This window comes from Agarivorans sp. B2Z047 (assembly GCF_023373605.1).
Lineage (GTDB): Bacteria > Pseudomonadota > Gammaproteobacteria > Enterobacterales > Celerinatantimonadaceae > Agarivorans > Agarivorans albus.
Genome location: NZ_CP088080.1, coordinates 3,481,948 through 3,498,719 on the forward strand (window position 1 = coordinate 3,481,948; position 16,772 = coordinate 3,498,719).

The following is a 16,772-nucleotide window of genomic DNA, read 5'->3' on the forward strand; positions in this document are numbered from 1 at the left end:
TTTTGAGCCTCCTAAGAAATTGTTCATCCTGATTGAACTATGTCAGGACGACCAAAACCATTTGTTAGTTGTTGAACCCCTGGTCTATGAACCGTAAACCAAGACAACTTTGAAATGGACCAAAGTTTTAATAACTTCATATTTGTTAGCGGCAATGGAGGAAAAAGCTTTAGAAAAAAAGAGGAAAAAAGCGGAATTTTTTTGCCGCTTTTACGGCAAGCCTTGTAAACACTGGCTTTAAGCGCCAGAAAAAACTTCTGAACTCCGTTAAAAAACGGTATATTTACGTTAATTGAGCAATAATTAAACGCCAAATTATTGCCACTAATTATTGGCACGCACATTGCTTTATTACATTCGCAGCCTGAACCGCTGCGAAAAAAAGGCCAAGTGAGTATGCATCACTTGACCGTATCGCTCGAAACGATAGGAGATTGAGAGCGAAACTAAAGCGCTACTTATTATTGGTATGGAATTGAGCCTCCTAAGAGTACTAATAGCGCTACTGCAGTCTGAGGACGGTGGATTGAACCCCCACCGTCCTTTCTTTTTTTATTATCCAAGTAGAGACAGTGCAGCCTGAGGACGTTGGTTTGCTTGAGCCAAAATAGTTGTCGAGGTTTGCTGAATAATCTGGTTACGTGTTAGTTCAGCAGTCTCTTTCGCAAAGTCTGTATCTTTAATTCGTGAACGTGCTGCCGTTACATTTTCAGAAATGTTAGACAAGTTACGAATAGTTGATTGGAATCGGTTTTGAACCGCACCAAGCTCCGCACGTTTACCATCAATTTGCTTAATTGCAGAGTCAATAGCTGTCATAGCTGCACTTGCGCCACCAACTGTAGATACCGACAATGCACCCAAACCTAAACCAGATGTACCCCACCCTCCAGTACGAGAGATATTTACACTGATGTTTTGACCTGCATTTGCACCAACCAAGAAACTCGCCGAAAAAGTACCATCAAGTACATTCACGCCACCAAATTGAGTGGTTGTAGCAATTCGGCTCATTTCAGCTTTAAGTTGAGAAACCTCTTGCTGCAATGCAATACGGTCATCTGAGTTGTTAATACCATCTTGTGATTGGATGGCTAATACACGGATGCGCTGTAAAGAGTTAGTAATTTCATCCATCGCACCTTCAGCTGTTTGCGCCAATGAAATACCATCTTGAGCATTCATTACTGCACGATCCAGACCTTGAATTTGCGAAGTCATACGGTTTGAAATTTGAAGACCAGCGGCATCATCCTTTGCACTGTTAATACGCAAACCAGATGATAAACGTTGGAATGAAGTGTCTAATGACCAACCAGACTGCGTAAGTTGGCGTTGAGCGTTAATAGACGACACATTAGTATTTACGTATAAAGCCATGATATTTCTCCTATCTATACCTTAACCATTTATAGGTTGTATTAGTTGTCAGTTATTTTATGTTTCTGACTTACCCTATATAACGGCAGCGCTTCAATATTCTTTAGCAATTATTTAAATTTTATTTTCAGCTACAAAAGCATCAAATGAAAAAGGTTGCTTCAATATTGAAGCAACCTTTATAACGGCAGCAATGAAATAAACTTTAGTGTTATAGGTAATTAAATAAAGATAATTGGCTAATGCGGCTATAAGAGGAGTAGGAGGTGTTTAAAGCAAGCTCTGCTTTTTGCAGGTTACTTACCGCTTCAGCAAAGTCAACTTCGCTAATGGAGGCCCTTGATTGCTGGTTGATGATATCCATTGATGAGGATGCATTCCTTACAGATTCTAAAGAGTTTCCCCTCGCACCAATAGAGCCCAAGGTTAAGTTTACGCTTTCTAAAGCGTTATCAAGGCCCACCAGGAAATCACTTTGAGCTTCGACGTAATCTCCTTGAGGTAGTGAAGTATCTTCTAGCGCGATAATAAAATCGCTCAGCATATTAAGTACATTATCTTTTTCTGGAGGGGCTAACTCAAACTGTTCGTTTGATGGCGCAGCACCAGTAACTGTAATATCAATCCCATTAAAGTTAATTGCTTCACCAGGAGTGTAATTCCCCGTAACAGGAGGAACTAAAGAGGTACCAGTATTATCTAATACTTCATAAGTATCGGGTGCACCCGCCGTTGTTTGAACTTGATAAGTATTATTAGCTAGCGTTATCGGGTCATAATTTAGCTTATGGAAACTATCATAAGCCTTTTGATCATTTATTGTTGTTGATATATTTGCAGTTAAATCATTTGTCACAAACCGTTTAAATACATTATCAAATACTTCTTGCCCTGTATCATTACTTTGAATATATACTGAAGAAGATACTTTTAATTCATTTACGCCCGCATCACCTTGGTAGTTATAATTTGTGCCATCAAACACATAAGGCTTTTTCTGAGTTTGAAAGCCCGAAAATACGTAACTACCATCAGCGTTTTGACTGTTCATAAAATCTAGCATTTGGTTTTGAATCTGACGTAACTCCTGTGCGAGCGAAGCTCGTTCAGTGTCGCCATTAATACCATCACCAGATTGAACCCCCAATACTCTTGCTCGCTGCATGGCATTGATCATCCCGTCCAAGGTTGACTCTTCAAAGTTAAGCGCGTTTTCCAACAAGGTGCCATTCTTTAAATGCTGCTCCGTTAAGGTTATTTCCGTGGTCAAAAACATGGTTTTACTCATGTCTGAAGGACCGTCTGCAGCGGTTAGCAACTTCTTATTAGTGATAAGGTGTTGGTTCATCTTCTCAACTTGCTGCTGAGAGTTGAGCACACCATTTAGTGAGTTTTGATACAAGTTAATACTGGAAACTCGCATAATTTATTACCTCACTGAGCTTAATAGAGTTTGAAAGGTTTCTTGCGCGGCACTAATCACTTGAGCAGAGGCAGCGTAAGCTTGCTGGAAGCGAATCAAATTAGACGCCTCTTCATCTAAATTAACACCGGATATAGAATTATGACGCTGGGTACTTTGCTCTAACAAAGAGTTCGCCGCCGATGCCGCCACCCTCGCCTCACTAGTCTTGCCACCAACAAAACTTACCACGCTGGCATAAGCATCGTTCATCGTCATTTTGTTGTCGCCACTGGTGGCTAAACTTTTACGTACCAAATCTTGCTGCTGCAAATCAACGAGACGCAACGCATTGTAGTTATCATTAAAACCATCGGTATTGTAACCCATGGTGAATACATCACCTTCTTGTACGTCACCATCTATGTTTATTTCGTAGCCTGGCGTTAATGCAGGCACTGCGTTTGAAAACAGCTGTTGACCGGCACTGGCAGCAGGAGCGGTGGCCATTAATACGCCCAAACCGTCATAAATTTCGTAATCGCCTACGGCATTGATGCGCACTTCGGCGGGGCCATTTACGTCATATCCACCAGGTGAGGTAAAATCTGACGTTGTAGGGTCTGTGTCATAAATAGAATCAATAGAAACCGTTGCATTTCCGCGGTTATTAAGCTCCCGCTCAACACGTATTGGCGAGGCTAAAGCAAGTTTCTCTGGTTGGCTCATACTCACTGTCATTGAAGCAGCAGCGTCTCGCACCGGTTGAACAAGGTGTCGGTCTCCAGCAGCAAAGGGGCCAGAAGAGAAATCCCAATCCATACCATCAAGTTGAAAATTAGTTGGTGGGATAGTTCCTGCTATTGCCGCATCAATGGGTTGGTCACCATCATAGCGCTGAACTTCAAAGGTTGTCGCTGAAGTAAAGGTAACTCGATAATCATAAGGAGTAACTTCGCTACCACTGCCAGCAATAAAACTTCCGCTTATAGTGCCAGCAGCAGTATTGGTAGAAAACTCCTTACCATTAAAAGTTGGTAAGGTGAAAATGTCACCACCAATATCACCATTTAAGTCCATACCCAATCTATTTTGAGTATTAAACGCATCTGTCATTGCTATCGACAACTGACCTAGTTGGTTACGACTAGTATCTAAAGTGGTTTTACGGTATTCCATTAAACCACCAATGGTACCGCCAATATCCTCTCGACCAATGATGCGTGTAGAGCCTGCTAGGCTCAACGTCATCTCTTTTTGAGTACTATCTGGATCGCCATCAACAATAGAAAGCTGAGTATGGTCATCTTGCAATACTAAGGCTTGGCCTGAGCGCATAAATACCAGAGTTGAGCCATCATCTTGAACAATGGTATTGATATCTATCAGTTCAGCCAATTCTTTAATCGCTTGATCTCGTTTATCAGACAAGATTGCATTATTGCCGTCCAGTGGGCTGCCACCGGCCGCCACAATTTCTTTGTTAATCTCAGCTATGTTAGTAATCAGTGCATTGGCTTCATCAGCCTTCTCAACGATATCTTGGCTGATATTTTTCTCTTGAACTTGATATTGTTCGTTTAGAGTGCGGTAGCGGTCAGTCAAGGCATGGAATTGAGACAATGCTAGCTCTCGAGTCGAAAGTGCAGTGGGATTATCAGTTGTTGCATGCAGCTGAGTAAAAGTATCGTCAAACTTGCTACTTAAGGATAGTGAGTCATCACTAAGGATTGCATCAATGTGGCTCACCGACTCAAGGTAGGCGTTACGGTTAGCGAATGTAGAAGTATCACGAAACATTTGCGCTTGCGCAAAACCATTTAACACTCGCTCAGTATAACCTTCGCGAACGCCGCCTAAGGTATCGGCGGTGTAAAAAGTGCGCTGTAAGCTGTAACCAGGAGTATTAACATTGGCAATATTGTTACCAGTGGTCATCAATAAACGTTGATGCGCGGCAACCCCAGAAGAGCCAATAGTAAGTAGGTCGTTCATTGCCATAGCTTAGTTACTCCCCTTCAACCGCTTGTTGACTAAATTCCGCAAAATGTTTGCCGTCTAAAATCTGGCCAATCTTATTGGCATATTGAGGATCGGTAGCATAACCAGCGGCTTGTAATTCTTTAGCGTACTGCTTTGCGTCCATTCCGTTAGCCAAAGCTTGCTGGTAACGCGGCCCTTCTACAAACGATAAGTAGTCTTTAACACTCTCTTCAAATGAGTCATATGAGCGAAAGGCAGCTCGTTCTTGATTGGCTTGACCATTTCTATACTCTAAAGTGTTCACTACTGCCTTATCTCCCTGCCAGCGATTATCTGCTTTTATCCCGAATAGGTTGTGGCTACTTGAACCGTCACTATTTGCGATAACCTTTTTACCCCAACCCGACTCAAGCGCAGCCTGTGCAACAATTGCCATCGGTTCAATGCCTTTGTCAGCGGCCAACTTTTTGGCAACTGGTAAGATTGCTTGAATAAACTCTCCAGGAGAGGCAAAACTTTGCCGACTTATTGCCGCTGCTTCCTCAGCTTTTTCACTAACGGCAGCGCTGGCATTATCTTTTTCTAAAGTTTTGCTACTTACGGCCGTTACACTAGTCGATTGAGCAATATTCTTGCCAGTTGTATCTGAGGCATTTAAAGAACGCTGTTGAAGATCAATATTTTGACCACCACGCAATACAGATGCTGGCGTAACATTGGCTGCAGCGGGGTCGAGCTGGGCCACGATTAAATCGGCAAGCCCTAAGGCACCAGAAGAAGATAATTCCAATGCCATTTGGTTATCATGCATATCTCGGTAAGTTTGCGTGTGGCGATTATTTAAAGGCGTATCACTTTCAAACAATTCATTACTCTTACGCATCTGTTTCATCAACATCTGCATAAACAAAGACTCAAACTGACTGGCAACTTGTTTAAGTGCCTTGTTCGGATCTTTTTGAGCAGCACTTCTTAGCTCATCTAAACTGGCTAAGTCGTGATAATTTGCTGATTGTTTGACTGCGTCCATTGCCATGTTAAATCACCAACAGCTCGCCTTGAATAGCACCAGCTTGTTTTAGCGCTTCTAAAATAGAGACTAAGTCACCAGGAGCAACCCCTACCCGATTAACAGCACGCACTAAGTCGTCAAGCGATGCGCCGGGGTCAAAGTTGAACATTCTAGAGTCTTCTTCCGTTGCTTCAATTGTGCTCACGGTAGTTTCTACCGTCTCTCCGTTAGAGAATGCATTAGGCTGAGAAATTAACGGGGTTTCTGCAATTTTAACGGTTAAACCACCGTGAGTAATCGCAGCAGGTAACAAGCGAACGTCTTTACCAATAACAATGGTACCAGTTCGCGAGTTAACAATAATTTTGGCTGACTCTGAGGCAGGTTCAAAGGTTAAGTTTTCTAAAGTAGATAAGTAAGCAACGCGCTGTCCTGGGTCTCGTGGAGCGAATACTTGTACAGAGGCGGCGTCCATTGGCGTAGCAGTATTGGGACCTACTAAGCCATTAATGGTATCAGCTAAACGTTTTGCTGTAGTGAAGTCCGAACGCTTAAGGTTAAAGGTGATCGTATCGCCGCTCATAAACGGTGAAGGCACCGAGCGCTCTACAATAGCGCCGTTAGGAATACGACCAACCGTTGGTGTATTCGAAATAACTTTTGAGCCATCAGCCCCCTCTGCGCCAAAACCACCTACAATTAAACTCCCCTGAGCCAAGGCATATACTTCGCCGTCGGCACCTTTTAAAAAGGTTTGAATTAAACTTCCGCCACGTAAGCTTTTCGCTTCACCAATGGCAGACACGGTAATGTCGATAGTTTGGCCGGGCTTAACAAAAGCGGGTAATTCGGCATGTACAGCCACAGGCGCAACGTTCTTAATTTTTAGGTTAGTACCCGGAGGAACCGTAATCCCAAAGTTGCGTAGCATTGTTGCAAAAGACTGCTTGGCAAAATCACTATTTTTTTCACCAGTACCAGGCAAACCTACCACTAAGCCATATCCGGTTAATTGGTTAGAACGCACACCGGCAATGTTTGCTACGTCTTTAACACGTGCTGCATTTACCGAATTTGCAACTAAGCATAAACCCAAGCTCAAGATTACAATGCTTCGTTTAAACATAAGATTACTCCTAAAACTCAGGGCTTAGAATGGCCAAACAGGACCATTAAAGAATTTGGATAACCATCCCTGATTAGTGGTATTAGCAAAATCGCCGGTACCACCATATTGAATACGTGCATTAGCAATGCGTAAGGATGTAATAGAGTTATCTGGTGCTACATCTTCAGGGCGTATAATGCCCGTTAAGCGAATATACTCATTACCATTATTCAACATTAGCCATTTTTCGCCGCTAATTATTAGATTGCCGTTGGCCAATACTTGAACAACATTAACCGAAATATTGCCATTTAAGCTGTTACTTTGAGCAGCGTCGGCTTCACCTGTAAAATCACTACTTTGGCTTAAACCAAGTTCTATTGGATTACCGTTAATTGTAGCTACACCACCAGGTACTGTGATTTGGTTTAGATTTAAGTTCTTGTCTTTAGCCAGCTCGTTACTGGCTGATTTGCTAGCCTGAGTACGCTCAGCTAGGGTCACCACAATAATGTCACCAATCCGATGGGCTTTTTTATCTGAATACAGATTATTGGCGCCATTTTCGGTGAATAGTGAACCCGTAATTCTTGCTTCTACGGCCACGTCTTCTGGATATACCGGCGCAAACTCAGGATCATCTGGCACTACGGCGGTGTTTACGCTGGCACAGCCCGCCATCGCCATACAGGTTGCTACTACCATTAGTTTATTCATGAGCAATCCCTCTCTCTAAACTTTGATTACAGTTGTTGCGTTGCGAAGGTCAACATTTGGTCTACGGTTGAAATTACCTTTGAATTCATCTCGTAAACCCGTTGCGCCTCAATTAAGTTAACCAGCTCCTCGGTCACATTCACGTTGGATGTTTCTAAAGAACCTTGGCGAATTGCGCCTAAACCATTCTCTGATGCAATACCATTTTGAGGAGCACCACTAGCACCTGTTTCCAAATACAAGTTTTGACCACGAGGCTCTAATCCAGAAGGATTAACAAAGTCAGTAATGGTAATTTGGCCAATAACTTGGCTGTCGGTTTGTCCAGGTAAGCGAACACTTACCTCGCCGTCTTCACCTACGGTAAAGCTCTGTGCATCTTCTGGTACTTGAATTTCTGGCTGTAAGGGGTAGCCAGACCCAGGCGTCACAATTGTGCCTTCATCATTAAGACCAAATTGGCCATTACGGGTGTAAGCTGTTGTACCGTCGGGCATCAAAATTTCGAAGAAACCACGCCCATCAATCATTAAATCAAAAGCGTTATCGGTAGTTTGCACATTACCTTGGTCATGGTTTTTTTGAGTGGCAATAACTTTAGCACCGGCACCAATCATTAAGCCCGATGGCATTGTCGTGTTCTGAGACGAACGGCCACCTGGTTGGTTAATCGTTTGGTAAAGCAGGTCTTCAAATACTGCGCGACTTTTTTTGTAACCGACAGTACTGGCATTGGCTAAATTGTTTGAAATAACCGATACGTTGGTTTGTTGGGCATCTAAGCCAGTTTTACTGATCCATAATGCGGGATGCATAATACGCTCCTTATACCTAGCTTAATCGCAACAAGTTGTTGGTTGCTTTTTCGTTTTCTTCAGCGGTTTTCATCATTTTTATTTGCATTTCAAATTGACGTTGCATGCTGATCATATGTGTCATTTCTTGCACTGGGTTCACGTTACTGCCCTCCAGCGCTCCCTTAACCAACTCAACGGTGGCATCGGGCTGATAAGGTTGACCATTAGTGGCACGAAATAAACCGTCATCGCCTTTAGTTAACTCGCCAGCAAAAGGATTGCTTAGCTTAATACGGTTAACTTCTTCCAAGGCATCGGCAGGTGCGCCTTCTGGTCTAATCTCGATGGTGCCATCTTCGTTAATTTCTAGCTTTTCAACAGGTAGGGGAATAATAATTGGCGCGTCTTGATTACCTAATACGGGTTGCCCTTGCATGGTTTGTAAAACACCAGCGGCTGAAATGGTAAAGTTACCATTTCGAGACAACGCTTCATTACCATCCTTGTCTTGGACCGAAACCCAACCTTCACCTTTAATCGCCACATCTAGATCCCTACCAGTGGTTTTTAACAGACCATCGGTAAAGTTTTGAGTTGGGCGCTCGGTCATAGCAAATACCCGAGATGGCATGCCCGGGCCGAAAGCCTGCATAGAGCGTGCATTCTCTAAATCGGCTTTAAAGCCTGTGGTATTTGCATTTGCAAGGTTGTTACCACGTACCGCGAGCGAGTGCATGTTTTGTTTTGCACCGGTCATCGATATATAAAGTAGTTGGTCCATGTCTATTTCCTACGTCAATTAGCTGACTCAAAGGAAACAAAGCAATTAGAATGCCAGAAGATAAAAAACGAGAAACAAGAAGAAAAAAGGTAATTAAATCAATAAAATAAAAAGGCAGCCAAGGCTGCCTTTTTGATCAAATGCTAGTTGGCTATTAACGTATCTGAATAATAGTTTGCTGTAGCGTTGAGTTAACTTCTAAGGCACGAGAGTTAGCCTGGAAGTTACGCTGAGCACTAATCAAATTAACCAATTGTTCCGTTAAGTTAACGTTAGCTTGTTCTAAAGAAGCAGAGTTGATTTTACCGAAAGTCCCCGAGTTACCTTCACCGGCAATCGCTTCACCACTTAACTGGGTTTGCTGCCATGAAGTATCACCGATTTGCGCTAAACCTTGGTTATTGGCAAATTTAGCAACCGACACTTTAGCAATATTGGTTGTTTGCCCATTACTGTATGAGGCAACAACCAAACCATCTGGGCCAATATCAATACCTGTCAATTTACCAACGGTAGAACCATCTTGCGACAAACTAGATACTTCAAAGGCTGAGTTGTACTGAGTTGGGCCATTTAGATTAAAAGTAATGGTTTGCGTTGGATCTACAGAACCCGTTACCGGATCCCATACACCACCTGGGCCGTTTGGTGGAGCAGTACCAAGCGCTACAGTCTCAATAATAAGTGGCGCTGTAGATGCTAATGCACCGGTATTATCAAAAGTTAAAGTCGCTGATGCAGGGATATTTGGATTTGGGTTACCCGCGTTAGGGGTATTAGCTGTACCACCTGCAACATCTACTGGCATACCGTCAATGTATATCAACTTGTGCCATGTGTTAGCCGTGGTGTCATCTTTAATAAAGAAGGTCTCAGCAACATGCGAGCCACCTTGCGAATCATACACCGTCACCGAAGTGGCAGACGTGTAGGTATTGCTGTCGGTTGGGTCGAAATCGCCTATATCGTGAGTAGTGCCGCTCGACGGCAAGTTAAAGCTCATATCAACTTGGCTAGTCATGGTAGGGTTACCTACTTCAGCACTAATTTGAATTGCGCTGGTTGCAGCCATACTCACCGCTGAAGGCGTGCCGCTGTTGTTCACGGTATAACCTTGTAGGTATTGACCTTGCGAGTTAACAATAAAGTTATCAGCGTTTAACTTAAACGCACCCGCACGAGTAAACTCTCGTGTTTGAGTGGTTAAGTCTGATGCGGTAACAAAAAAGCCTTCGCCACTGATCGCCATATCTAAGGCATTCTGGGTAAAGTTAAGACTACCTTGGTGGAATTGCTGAGCTACATCTACAGTTTTAACACCATTACCAACTGCGGTACGAGCATTTGAGAAAATCGATGTTGCATACACATCGGCAAACTCAGCACGCGACTCTTTAAAACCAATGGTGTTGACGTTAGCAATATTGTTCGCCGTTACGTCAAGATCCTTTTGCGAGGCATTGATGCCGCTTAGAGCGATATTAAATGACATCTCTCAATCTCCTATCGTTTTACTATTCTTTGTTAGGCCTTGGCTACTTCAAGAACATCGCTCATTGCAATGCCACCTAAGCCTTCTAAATTGACGACTACGCCAGATGCGCCACCTGCTAAGCTCACGCTACCTACGCTTGCATATGTTGCGGTGGGTAAACTGATCTCTTTACCGCCCTGAACACCATTAACTTTAATGTTGTACTTACCTTCTGGCATTGGATTCCCATTGGAATCGGTGCCGTCCCAAGAGAATGGCATGTTGCCACTTCCCTCACCTAAATCGATAACTTTGACGACTTCACCCGCCGCGTTTTCGACCGAAACTTTTACATTGGTTGTTGCTGCACCAGTTACCGCTACACCATCAAAACCAGTACCACCGTTATGTCCGTAATCTAACGGGACTAACACTTTCTGGCCCACTAAAGTTGACGCCTGCAAGGCAGCCGATGAATTCATGATCGAGTTCATGGTGTCAAACTTAGTACCAAGCTCAGCAATCCCCTCGGAAGTCTGAAAGCTTGCCATTTGCGCAATCATCTCGGCGTTATCAACGGGTTTACTGGGATCTTGATACTGCAACTGAGTAGTAAGGAGTGAGAAGAAGTCTTCTTGCCCCAACGACTGATTGTTATTGCTCTCTGGAACAACCGACTCCGGTTGCCAATAATTATTTTGTAACGGATCAATAGTAGACACTGGCTACTCCTTAACTTTTACCCAGATTGAGCGTGCTATTTAGCATTTGCTTAGCGGCTTCAGTTACTTGAACATTGGCCTGATAAGAGCGAGAAGCACTCATCATGTCGGCCATTTCTTCAATAACGTTGACGTTTGGCTTGAAGATATACCCTTCTTCATTAGCCATTGGGTGTTCTGGGTAATACTCTTTACGTAACGGAGCATCTGATTCAACTATGCCCGCTACTTTAACTTGTGCAGATTCAACTTGTGCTTGAGATGCTTTATTTAACTCAGCCTCAAACACTGGTTTTCTTGCTCGATACGTTTGATCGATACTTGAACTAATACTGTCGGCATTGGCTAGATTACTGGCAGTGGTATTTAAACGTACCGACTGCGCTTTCATGGCCGAAGCTGAAATATCAAAAACATTAAAAAAGCTCATTATTGACCTCCCTTAATTGCATTACGTAAGCCACTAAACTTGCTTGAAAGAAAGTTAATACCTGCTTGATATTCCAGACCATTTTGCATAAATGCAGCTTTCTCTTTTTGTACATCAACGGTATTACCGTCACCGGTGTCTGGTTGGTCTGGCACTTGAAAACCTAGTTCGGCAAACTGGCTGTTACCGCCGCTGATGTGGCGCTCATTAGTGATGTGCATTCCGCCGCCCTGCTTACTTTTAGCGGCAGCAAAAGCTTTATTAAAATCTATATCTCGTGCTTTATAGTTAGGTGTATCAGCATTAGCAATGTTACTTGCAATCACTTCAGAACGGCGGGCTCTTACACCTACAGTATGCTGATGAACGCCTAATGCTTTATCAAATGTTATTGCCATATACACCTCGTTACACTTCCACGAAGAATATTTAGCAAGAGCTGTGCCAGAGTTTTTTTGACGCTTTTTGTTCAGCTAACTAAGGAACTTAGTTGTATTGGTATGCTAGATAACAGTGGCAGGGTGATGCTAGCGGCAAGTAAAGCGGCAACTATTGCCATATACTGCCGCTTCGGGTTTAGCTTATTTTAGTTGATAAACAATGCCGGGATGGCAACGCAACATATTAAAACGATCGGTCAGGCCGGTAATAGACTCAGAGGCACCCAACATTAAATATCCATTAGGGTTTAATGCTTGAGCAAACTGATTAAGGATCTTCGATTTCACATCAGCGTTAAAGTAAATCAAAACATTACGACAAAAAATGATATCGAATTTACCCATTAAAGCGTAACTATCTAAGAGATTAAGCGGCCTGAAGCTTACATTTTTACGCACTTTATCATTAACTCGAAATCTGCCGTCGGTAGTCGCTTCAAAAAACTGACGCTTACGCTCCGGCGATAAACCGCGCGCCAAAGCTAAAGTGTCATACTCACCACGCTTACAATGCTCGAGCATTGACGGTGATATATCAGTCCCCACTACCTGCACCCCCATGGGTAAGGTTCCTGGCCGTTTAGCTTGGTACTCCAGGGAAGTCATCATAATAGAGTAAGGCTCTTGGCCTGAGGAGCTCGCCGCTGACCAAATCTTCACTGGCCGAGATAGCTTTGTGAACTCAGGCAAGAGTTTGTCACCGAGCAATTGAAATGGATAAGTATCCCTAAACCACAGAGTCTCATTAGTGGTCATGGCGTCAACCACGGCCGCACGTAAATCACGCTCACGTAGGCTCATGGCTTTTTGAACTAGCTCGGTAAGGCTCGCTACAGAGTACTGAGCCATTAAAGGCGATAAACGGCTCTTTACTAAGTATTGCTTGTTATCACCTAATACAATTCCGCACTGCTTTTCTAGAAAGCCACAAAACTGTTTATACACATCATCTGTTATGGTTCTCAATGCATCCACACTCTATAAAGATTGACGAACAGCGGCAGCTAATTCATCTGGATTAAATTTAGCAATAAAGGCGTTAGCGCCAACTTTATTTACCATAGCTTGGTTGAATACACCACTTAAGGAGGTGTGTAAAATTATGTGCAGACCTTTTAAATCTGGATGAGAACGTACTTCCGCGGTTAAGGTGTAACCATCCATTTCTGGCATTTCAATATCAGAAATCACCAGCGCTATTTGATCGGTAATTGGACCATCTTTAGCCATAGTGGTTAACAGTTCGAGGGCTTCTCGTCCATCTTGGCAAAGTAAGGCTTCTACCCCTAAGGAGGTTACCGCGCGCTTAACTTGATTTCGCGCCACCGAAGAATCGTCAACCACCAATACTTTTTTGTCTATTTGAACGTTTGCGGCTGCTTCTTCAACAATCTCTTTACTTACAGTGGTATCAACCGGAGAAATTTCATCGAGAATCTTTTCAACGTCTAAAATAGAAACTAGCTCTTTTTCAACCTCTGTTACCGCTGTCAGGTAGTTGAACTTACCCGCCCCTTTTGGCGGCGGCAAAATGTCTTCCCAATTCATATTTACAATACGCTCGACCGATCCTACCAAAAAGCCCTGCACTGAGCGGTTGTACTCTGAAATGATGATGAAACACTTGGTTACATCTTCTATTGGACGCCCGCCTGTGGCTGAACTTAAATCAATGACCGAAATAGTTTGGCCACGAATATGTGCCACACCTCGGATAACAGGATTTAGTTTAGGCAGCGCGGTAAGTGGCGGACACTGTAAGACTTCTTTTACTTTAAATACATTAATGCCATAGCGCTGAGACCCATTTAACCTGAATAACAACAACTCTAAGCGATTCTGTCCTACTAGCTGCGTACGCTGGTTTACCGAATCTAAAATACCCGCCATATACTTATCACTCCTTAGAAAGGGGCATCAACCTTGCTTAACCCCTGTATACTATCGCTTAATCTAACTTAATTGTCGTTTTTTTGACACCAAGAGGCTTAACATCGACTTGTTAAGCATAGACAAAAAAGCCAATTGTTACTTTGCTTTATCGGTATCATATCGGAAATGTTGATAAAAATTGCTGCTTCACTCGTATTATTTTGTTTTAGTCTTACTGCTCACACTAGTGAGCTGCACTCGCAGCTTGAAAAAGCAGCAGTAGATTTTGTTTATTCGCAGATAACTCACGACAATAGTCAAAAAATTGAGCTAACCGCTAATCAATTAGATGAGCGAATCGCGATCCCCGACTGTTCAACGCCTTATCGTTACAGTTTAGCCAATGGTGAAGTACGCAGAAACACCAGTGTATTAGTTACGTGTGATGAACACGCAAACTGGCGCCTCTATATCCCAGTACGCAAACAAGTATTGCTTGCCGTGGTAGTAGCAGCCTCCCCCATCCAGGAAGGGGCAGCCTTAACTAACGCGCAACTTACCACTAATTTTTTGCCCGAGAATCGCTTACGCGGCAGTTACTTCACAGAGCTAGAGCTCTTAGTTGGTGCTAAACTTAGACGAGCAATGCGTAAAGACCAAATTATAACTGGGCGCGATATTTGCATAGTTTGCAAAGGTGATGCTGTTACCATCTCCGCCAATGCAGGTGGGCTGAATGTAACAACCCAAGGTACCGCTTTGTCTAGTGGCACTATCGGTGATACCATTCGGGTTAGAAATAATCAGTCTCAGCGTCTGGTCACCGGCCGAGTAAAAGCGATTGGAATAGTTGAGGTAAAACTTTAATTTTTTTCTAAAGTTTTATCAAAGCAAGCCGATAGCTTTATTGAATACGAAAAATTGATTAACTGTGGGGCGCCATTATGGCTTTAAATATTAACAACTTAGGTGGAAACCGTCCTAGTCAACTAGACTCAAATCGAGTTGCTGACAAAGGCACAAAAGAAAGCGCTGAACAACGTTCAACCGCTGGTTCTGCTGCAGCCCAGGATTCAGTTATGCTTACAAACGAAGCACAACAACTAAACCGTATTCAGCAGAATTTGCTCAGTGATTCAGATAGCAGAAGCTCGAAGCTCGAATCAATCAAGCAAGCGGTGGCCGATGGTACTTATCAAGTAGATGCCAATAAAGTTGCACAGAAAATGGGTGACTTTGAAAGTGAGTTTAATAAAGCGCTTGGATAATTAGCCTATGATCGCCCCACTACTGAATACTCAAGAGCAGCAACTCACCTTGCTGCTTTCTCTTTTGGAGCAAGAAAAAGTTGCTCTTGAACAAGACGATACTATTGCTCTTTATGCTGTTGCTGAGCAAAAAGAACAAGCACTGGCGCTAATAGCGAGTGCCGATGAAGAGATCGCAGCGTCTTCCAATAAAGAACAGCTGAATTCAGATCCTCAATTTGTTCAACAAGTAGATACCATCAAAAGTTTGCTGACCCAATGCCAAGAACGCAATCAGCTAAATGGCGAAATAATTAAAGCCGGCAATGAAAAAGTCAAACAGCTAAGTGCCGTAATTGACCAACTGCAAAACCAAAATGCGTCTACCTATGACAAACTAGGTAAAAAGCACAGTTCACAACGAATGGGTAAAGGCTTTAAAGCTTAAGTTACCCCTCGCTTCCAGAAACTACATAATCCAAATTAACTGGGCATTAAGCTGTTCACCTTAGCTAATTGAATTTGAACTTCTGAATGCTCTACTGTTGTTAATGGAAAAAATGTTGCTTGTAGTAGTTACATATTCAAAAACAACAAAACCCCAGCCAAGGCTAGGGTTTTGCGTATAACAGTAATAGACGAAATTAACTAACCACGCTCCCCCATCGGCATCTTAGTTTTACTGGCCTGCTTACGCGACTCGATAATCATTACCCCATCTCGCTTAACTGGCGCAGGTACTTTGCTTTGATACACCTCATTCGGAATAAGCTCTTGAGCAGAAGCAACCACGACTTTTGATTGAGCGCCAACGATCCGAGCGTTAACCAAAATACCTTTATTTGATTTGCTAAAAGTACCTACGAGCAAGTATTCAATGGGTAAACGCTTAGATAACTCTTTTACGTTGCGGCTATATACAAAGTCCCCTTCTGGGGTAATGCGAATAAAACCAGTGGTTTTATAATCAATTACCGAAAAGCCACTTTGTTGCATTTCGTAAACAAAGCTTTCGGCTAGCTGCATGCCAAATAAATCAGTGGTGCGAAGGTTATCTAAAGGAACAAACGAAGCCACGCCAATAGGCGTATCGGCATTCACATAGTGAGAGCTTGAGACTAGGCGTTGCGACATTAGATTTACATAATCGGTCAGTGAGTGCTGAACATCAGGGTCACTCATATCTGGGCTGGCAGGGTTAAGCGAACGGCTTTGCATTCCACTTAAAAACAACTGCCCGTTCTCATCTACAACACCTTCCATGTAGTGAGCGTTGTGAGTATGTGCGGCGTGATGCTTTGAGCCATCGTACACCACCACTTTTTGCATTGATGGGGAACTAGAGCACCCCACCAGCATTGAAGTAGCCAAGGCTACTAAAGATATACCTTTCATGTCGCTTCCTTA

The 16,772-nt window shown here is 43.1% G+C and carries 19 protein-coding genes; 3 read left to right on the top strand and 16 right to left on the bottom strand.

Features of this window, described 5'->3' with window-relative positions:
- Positions 1 to 23: 23 nt before the first annotated feature.
- The 15 genes from LQZ07_RS15845 to LQZ07_RS15915 form a co-directional block, all read right to left on the bottom strand.
- On the bottom strand, positions 24 to 338 hold the full coding sequence (locus LQZ07_RS15845) for a hypothetical protein (protein WP_152781195.1): 315 nt from the start codon (positions 336 to 338) through the stop codon (positions 24 to 26).
- Between the two features lie 217 nt (positions 339 to 555).
- The gene (locus LQZ07_RS15850; protein ID WP_016402467.1) at positions 556 to 1,380 is read right to left on the bottom strand and encodes a flagellin; all 825 of its coding nucleotides are present in this window, start codon (positions 1,378 to 1,380) and stop codon (positions 556 to 558) included.
- 211 nt (positions 1,381 to 1,591) lie between these two features.
- On the bottom strand, positions 1,592 to 2,803 hold the full coding sequence (flgL, locus tag LQZ07_RS15855) for a flagellar hook-associated protein FlgL (RefSeq protein WP_152781197.1): 1,212 nt from the start codon (positions 2,801 to 2,803) through the stop codon (positions 1,592 to 1,594).
- A gap of 6 nt (positions 2,804 to 2,809) precedes the next feature.
- The gene (gene flgK, locus LQZ07_RS15860) at positions 2,810 to 4,783 is read right to left on the bottom strand and encodes a flagellar hook-associated protein FlgK (RefSeq protein ID WP_152781199.1); all 1,974 of its coding nucleotides are present in this window, start codon (positions 4,781 to 4,783) and stop codon (positions 2,810 to 2,812) included.
- A gap of 7 nt (positions 4,784 to 4,790) precedes the next feature.
- Positions 4,791 to 5,801, bottom strand: a complete 1,011-nt coding sequence (gene flgJ / locus LQZ07_RS15865; RefSeq protein WP_227981217.1) for a flagellar assembly peptidoglycan hydrolase FlgJ — start codon at positions 5,799 to 5,801, stop codon at positions 4,791 to 4,793.
- Between the two features lies 1 nt (position 5,802).
- Positions 5,803 to 6,903: a flagellar basal body P-ring protein FlgI gene (locus LQZ07_RS15870; RefSeq protein WP_016402471.1), complete on the bottom strand. Its 1,101-nt coding sequence runs from the start codon at positions 6,901 to 6,903 to the stop codon at positions 5,803 to 5,805.
- A gap of 24 nt (positions 6,904 to 6,927) precedes the next feature.
- Complete coding sequence (gene flgH / locus LQZ07_RS15875) at positions 6,928 to 7,602, bottom strand: flagellar basal body L-ring protein FlgH (RefSeq protein ID WP_016402472.1); 675 nt, start codon at positions 7,600 to 7,602, stop codon at positions 6,928 to 6,930.
- A gap of 26 nt (positions 7,603 to 7,628) precedes the next feature.
- Positions 7,629 to 8,417 carry a flagellar basal-body rod protein FlgG gene (flgG, locus tag LQZ07_RS15880; protein WP_016402473.1) on the bottom strand — a complete coding sequence of 263 codons (789 nt, stop codon included), beginning with the start codon at positions 8,415 to 8,417 and terminating at the stop codon, positions 7,629 to 7,631.
- Positions 8,418 to 8,433: 16 nt separating this feature from the next.
- On the bottom strand, positions 8,434 to 9,180 hold the full coding sequence (gene flgF / locus LQZ07_RS15885) for a flagellar basal-body rod protein FlgF (protein WP_152781201.1): 747 nt from the start codon (positions 9,178 to 9,180) through the stop codon (positions 8,434 to 8,436).
- 154 nt (positions 9,181 to 9,334) lie between these two features.
- The gene (flgE, locus tag LQZ07_RS15890; protein ID WP_016402475.1) at positions 9,335 to 10,672 is read right to left on the bottom strand and encodes a flagellar hook protein FlgE; all 1,338 of its coding nucleotides are present in this window, start codon (positions 10,670 to 10,672) and stop codon (positions 9,335 to 9,337) included.
- 32 nt (positions 10,673 to 10,704) lie between these two features.
- The gene (locus LQZ07_RS15895; protein WP_249483198.1) at positions 10,705 to 11,376 is read right to left on the bottom strand and encodes a flagellar hook assembly protein FlgD; all 672 of its coding nucleotides are present in this window, start codon (positions 11,374 to 11,376) and stop codon (positions 10,705 to 10,707) included.
- A 10-nt stretch (positions 11,377 to 11,386) separates the two neighbouring features.
- Positions 11,387 to 11,806 (bottom strand): flagellar basal body rod protein FlgC, encoded by a 420-nt coding sequence (flgC, locus tag LQZ07_RS15900; protein ID WP_016402477.1) that lies wholly within the window; start codon positions 11,804 to 11,806, stop codon positions 11,387 to 11,389.
- Positions 11,806 to 12,204 carry a flagellar basal body rod protein FlgB gene (gene flgB / locus LQZ07_RS15905; RefSeq protein ID WP_152781203.1) on the bottom strand — a complete coding sequence of 133 codons (399 nt, stop codon included), beginning with the start codon at positions 12,202 to 12,204 and terminating at the stop codon, positions 11,806 to 11,808. The genes flgC and flgB overlap by 1 nt, the downstream gene beginning before the upstream one ends.
- 183 nt (positions 12,205 to 12,387) lie before the next feature.
- Entirely contained in the window at positions 12,388 to 13,212 is an 825-nt protein-coding gene (locus tag LQZ07_RS15910; RefSeq protein WP_016402480.1) for a protein-glutamate O-methyltransferase CheR, read from the bottom strand.
- A 12-nt stretch (positions 13,213 to 13,224) separates the two neighbouring features.
- Positions 13,225 to 14,136, bottom strand: a complete 912-nt coding sequence (locus tag LQZ07_RS15915; RefSeq protein WP_016402481.1) for a chemotaxis protein CheV — start codon at positions 14,134 to 14,136, stop codon at positions 13,225 to 13,227.
- A gap of 168 nt (positions 14,137 to 14,304) precedes the next feature.
- Here LQZ07_RS15915 and flgA point away from each other — a divergent pair, with 168 nt between their 5' ends.
- The 3 genes from flgA (at position 14,305) to flgN (ending at position 15,813) form a co-directional block, all read left to right on the top strand.
- Entirely contained in the window at positions 14,305 to 14,985 is a 681-nt protein-coding gene (gene flgA, locus LQZ07_RS15920; protein WP_152781205.1) for a flagellar basal body P-ring formation chaperone FlgA, read from the top strand.
- A 77-nt stretch (positions 14,986 to 15,062) separates the two neighbouring features.
- A complete protein-coding gene (gene flgM / locus LQZ07_RS15925) occupies positions 15,063 to 15,386 on the top strand; it encodes a flagellar biosynthesis anti-sigma factor FlgM (RefSeq protein ID WP_016402483.1) in 324 nt (107 codons plus the stop codon).
- Between the two features lie 7 nt (positions 15,387 to 15,393).
- A complete protein-coding gene (flgN, locus tag LQZ07_RS15930; protein WP_152781207.1) occupies positions 15,394 to 15,813 on the top strand; it encodes a flagellar export chaperone FlgN in 420 nt (139 codons plus the stop codon).
- A 200-nt stretch (positions 15,814 to 16,013) separates the two neighbouring features.
- Here the strand turns inward: flgN and LQZ07_RS15935 are convergent, their stop codons facing one another.
- Complete coding sequence (locus LQZ07_RS15935; protein ID WP_016402485.1) at positions 16,014 to 16,760, bottom strand: FlgO family outer membrane protein; 747 nt, start codon at positions 16,758 to 16,760, stop codon at positions 16,014 to 16,016.
- Positions 16,761 to 16,772: the final 12 nt, after the last annotated feature.

Excerpts from the sequence above, each read along its gene's own strand:
- LQZ07_RS15870 (WP_016402471.1), bottom strand. The coding sequence starts at position 6,903 with ATGTTTAAACGAAGCATTGTAATCTTGAGCTTGGGTTTATGCTTAGTT.
- flgJ (WP_227981217.1), bottom strand. The coding sequence starts at position 5,801 with ATGGCAATGGACGCAGTCAAACAATCAGCAAATTATCACGACTTAGCC.
- flgC (WP_016402477.1), bottom strand. The coding sequence starts at position 11,806 with ATGAGCTTTTTTAATGTTTTTGATATTTCAGCTTCGGCCATGAAAGCG.
- flgN (WP_152781207.1), top strand. The coding sequence starts at position 15,394 with ATGATCGCCCCACTACTGAATACTCAAGAGCAGCAACTCACCTTGCTG.
- flgM (WP_016402483.1), top strand. The coding sequence starts at position 15,063 with ATGGCTTTAAATATTAACAACTTAGGTGGAAACCGTCCTAGTCAACTA.
- flgA (WP_152781205.1), top strand. The coding sequence starts at position 14,305 with ATGTTGATAAAAATTGCTGCTTCACTCGTATTATTTTGTTTTAGTCTT.
- LQZ07_RS15850 (WP_016402467.1), bottom strand. The coding sequence starts at position 1,380 with ATGGCTTTATACGTAAATACTAATGTGTCGTCTATTAACGCTCAACGC.
- flgL (WP_152781197.1), bottom strand. The coding sequence starts at position 2,803 with ATGCGAGTTTCCAGTATTAACTTGTATCAAAACTCACTAAATGGTGTG.
- LQZ07_RS15935 (WP_016402485.1), bottom strand. The coding sequence starts at position 16,760 with ATGAAAGGTATATCTTTAGTAGCCTTGGCTACTTCAATGCTGGTGGGG.
- flgF (WP_152781201.1), bottom strand. The coding sequence starts at position 9,180 with ATGGACCAACTACTTTATATATCGATGACCGGTGCAAAACAAAACATG.
- flgE (WP_016402475.1), bottom strand. The coding sequence starts at position 10,672 with ATGTCATTTAATATCGCTCTAAGCGGCATCAATGCCTCGCAAAAGGAT.
- flgK (WP_152781199.1), bottom strand. The coding sequence starts at position 4,783 with ATGGCAATGAACGACCTACTTACTATTGGCTCTTCTGGGGTTGCCGCG.
- flgB (WP_152781203.1), bottom strand. The coding sequence starts at position 12,204 with ATGGCAATAACATTTGATAAAGCATTAGGCGTTCATCAGCATACTGTA.
- LQZ07_RS15915 (WP_016402481.1), bottom strand. The coding sequence starts at position 14,136 with ATGGCGGGTATTTTAGATTCGGTAAACCAGCGTACGCAGCTAGTAGGA.
- flgG (WP_016402473.1), bottom strand. The coding sequence starts at position 8,417 with ATGCATCCCGCATTATGGATCAGTAAAACTGGCTTAGATGCCCAACAA.
- flgH (WP_016402472.1), bottom strand. The coding sequence starts at position 7,602 with ATGAATAAACTAATGGTAGTAGCAACCTGTATGGCGATGGCGGGCTGT.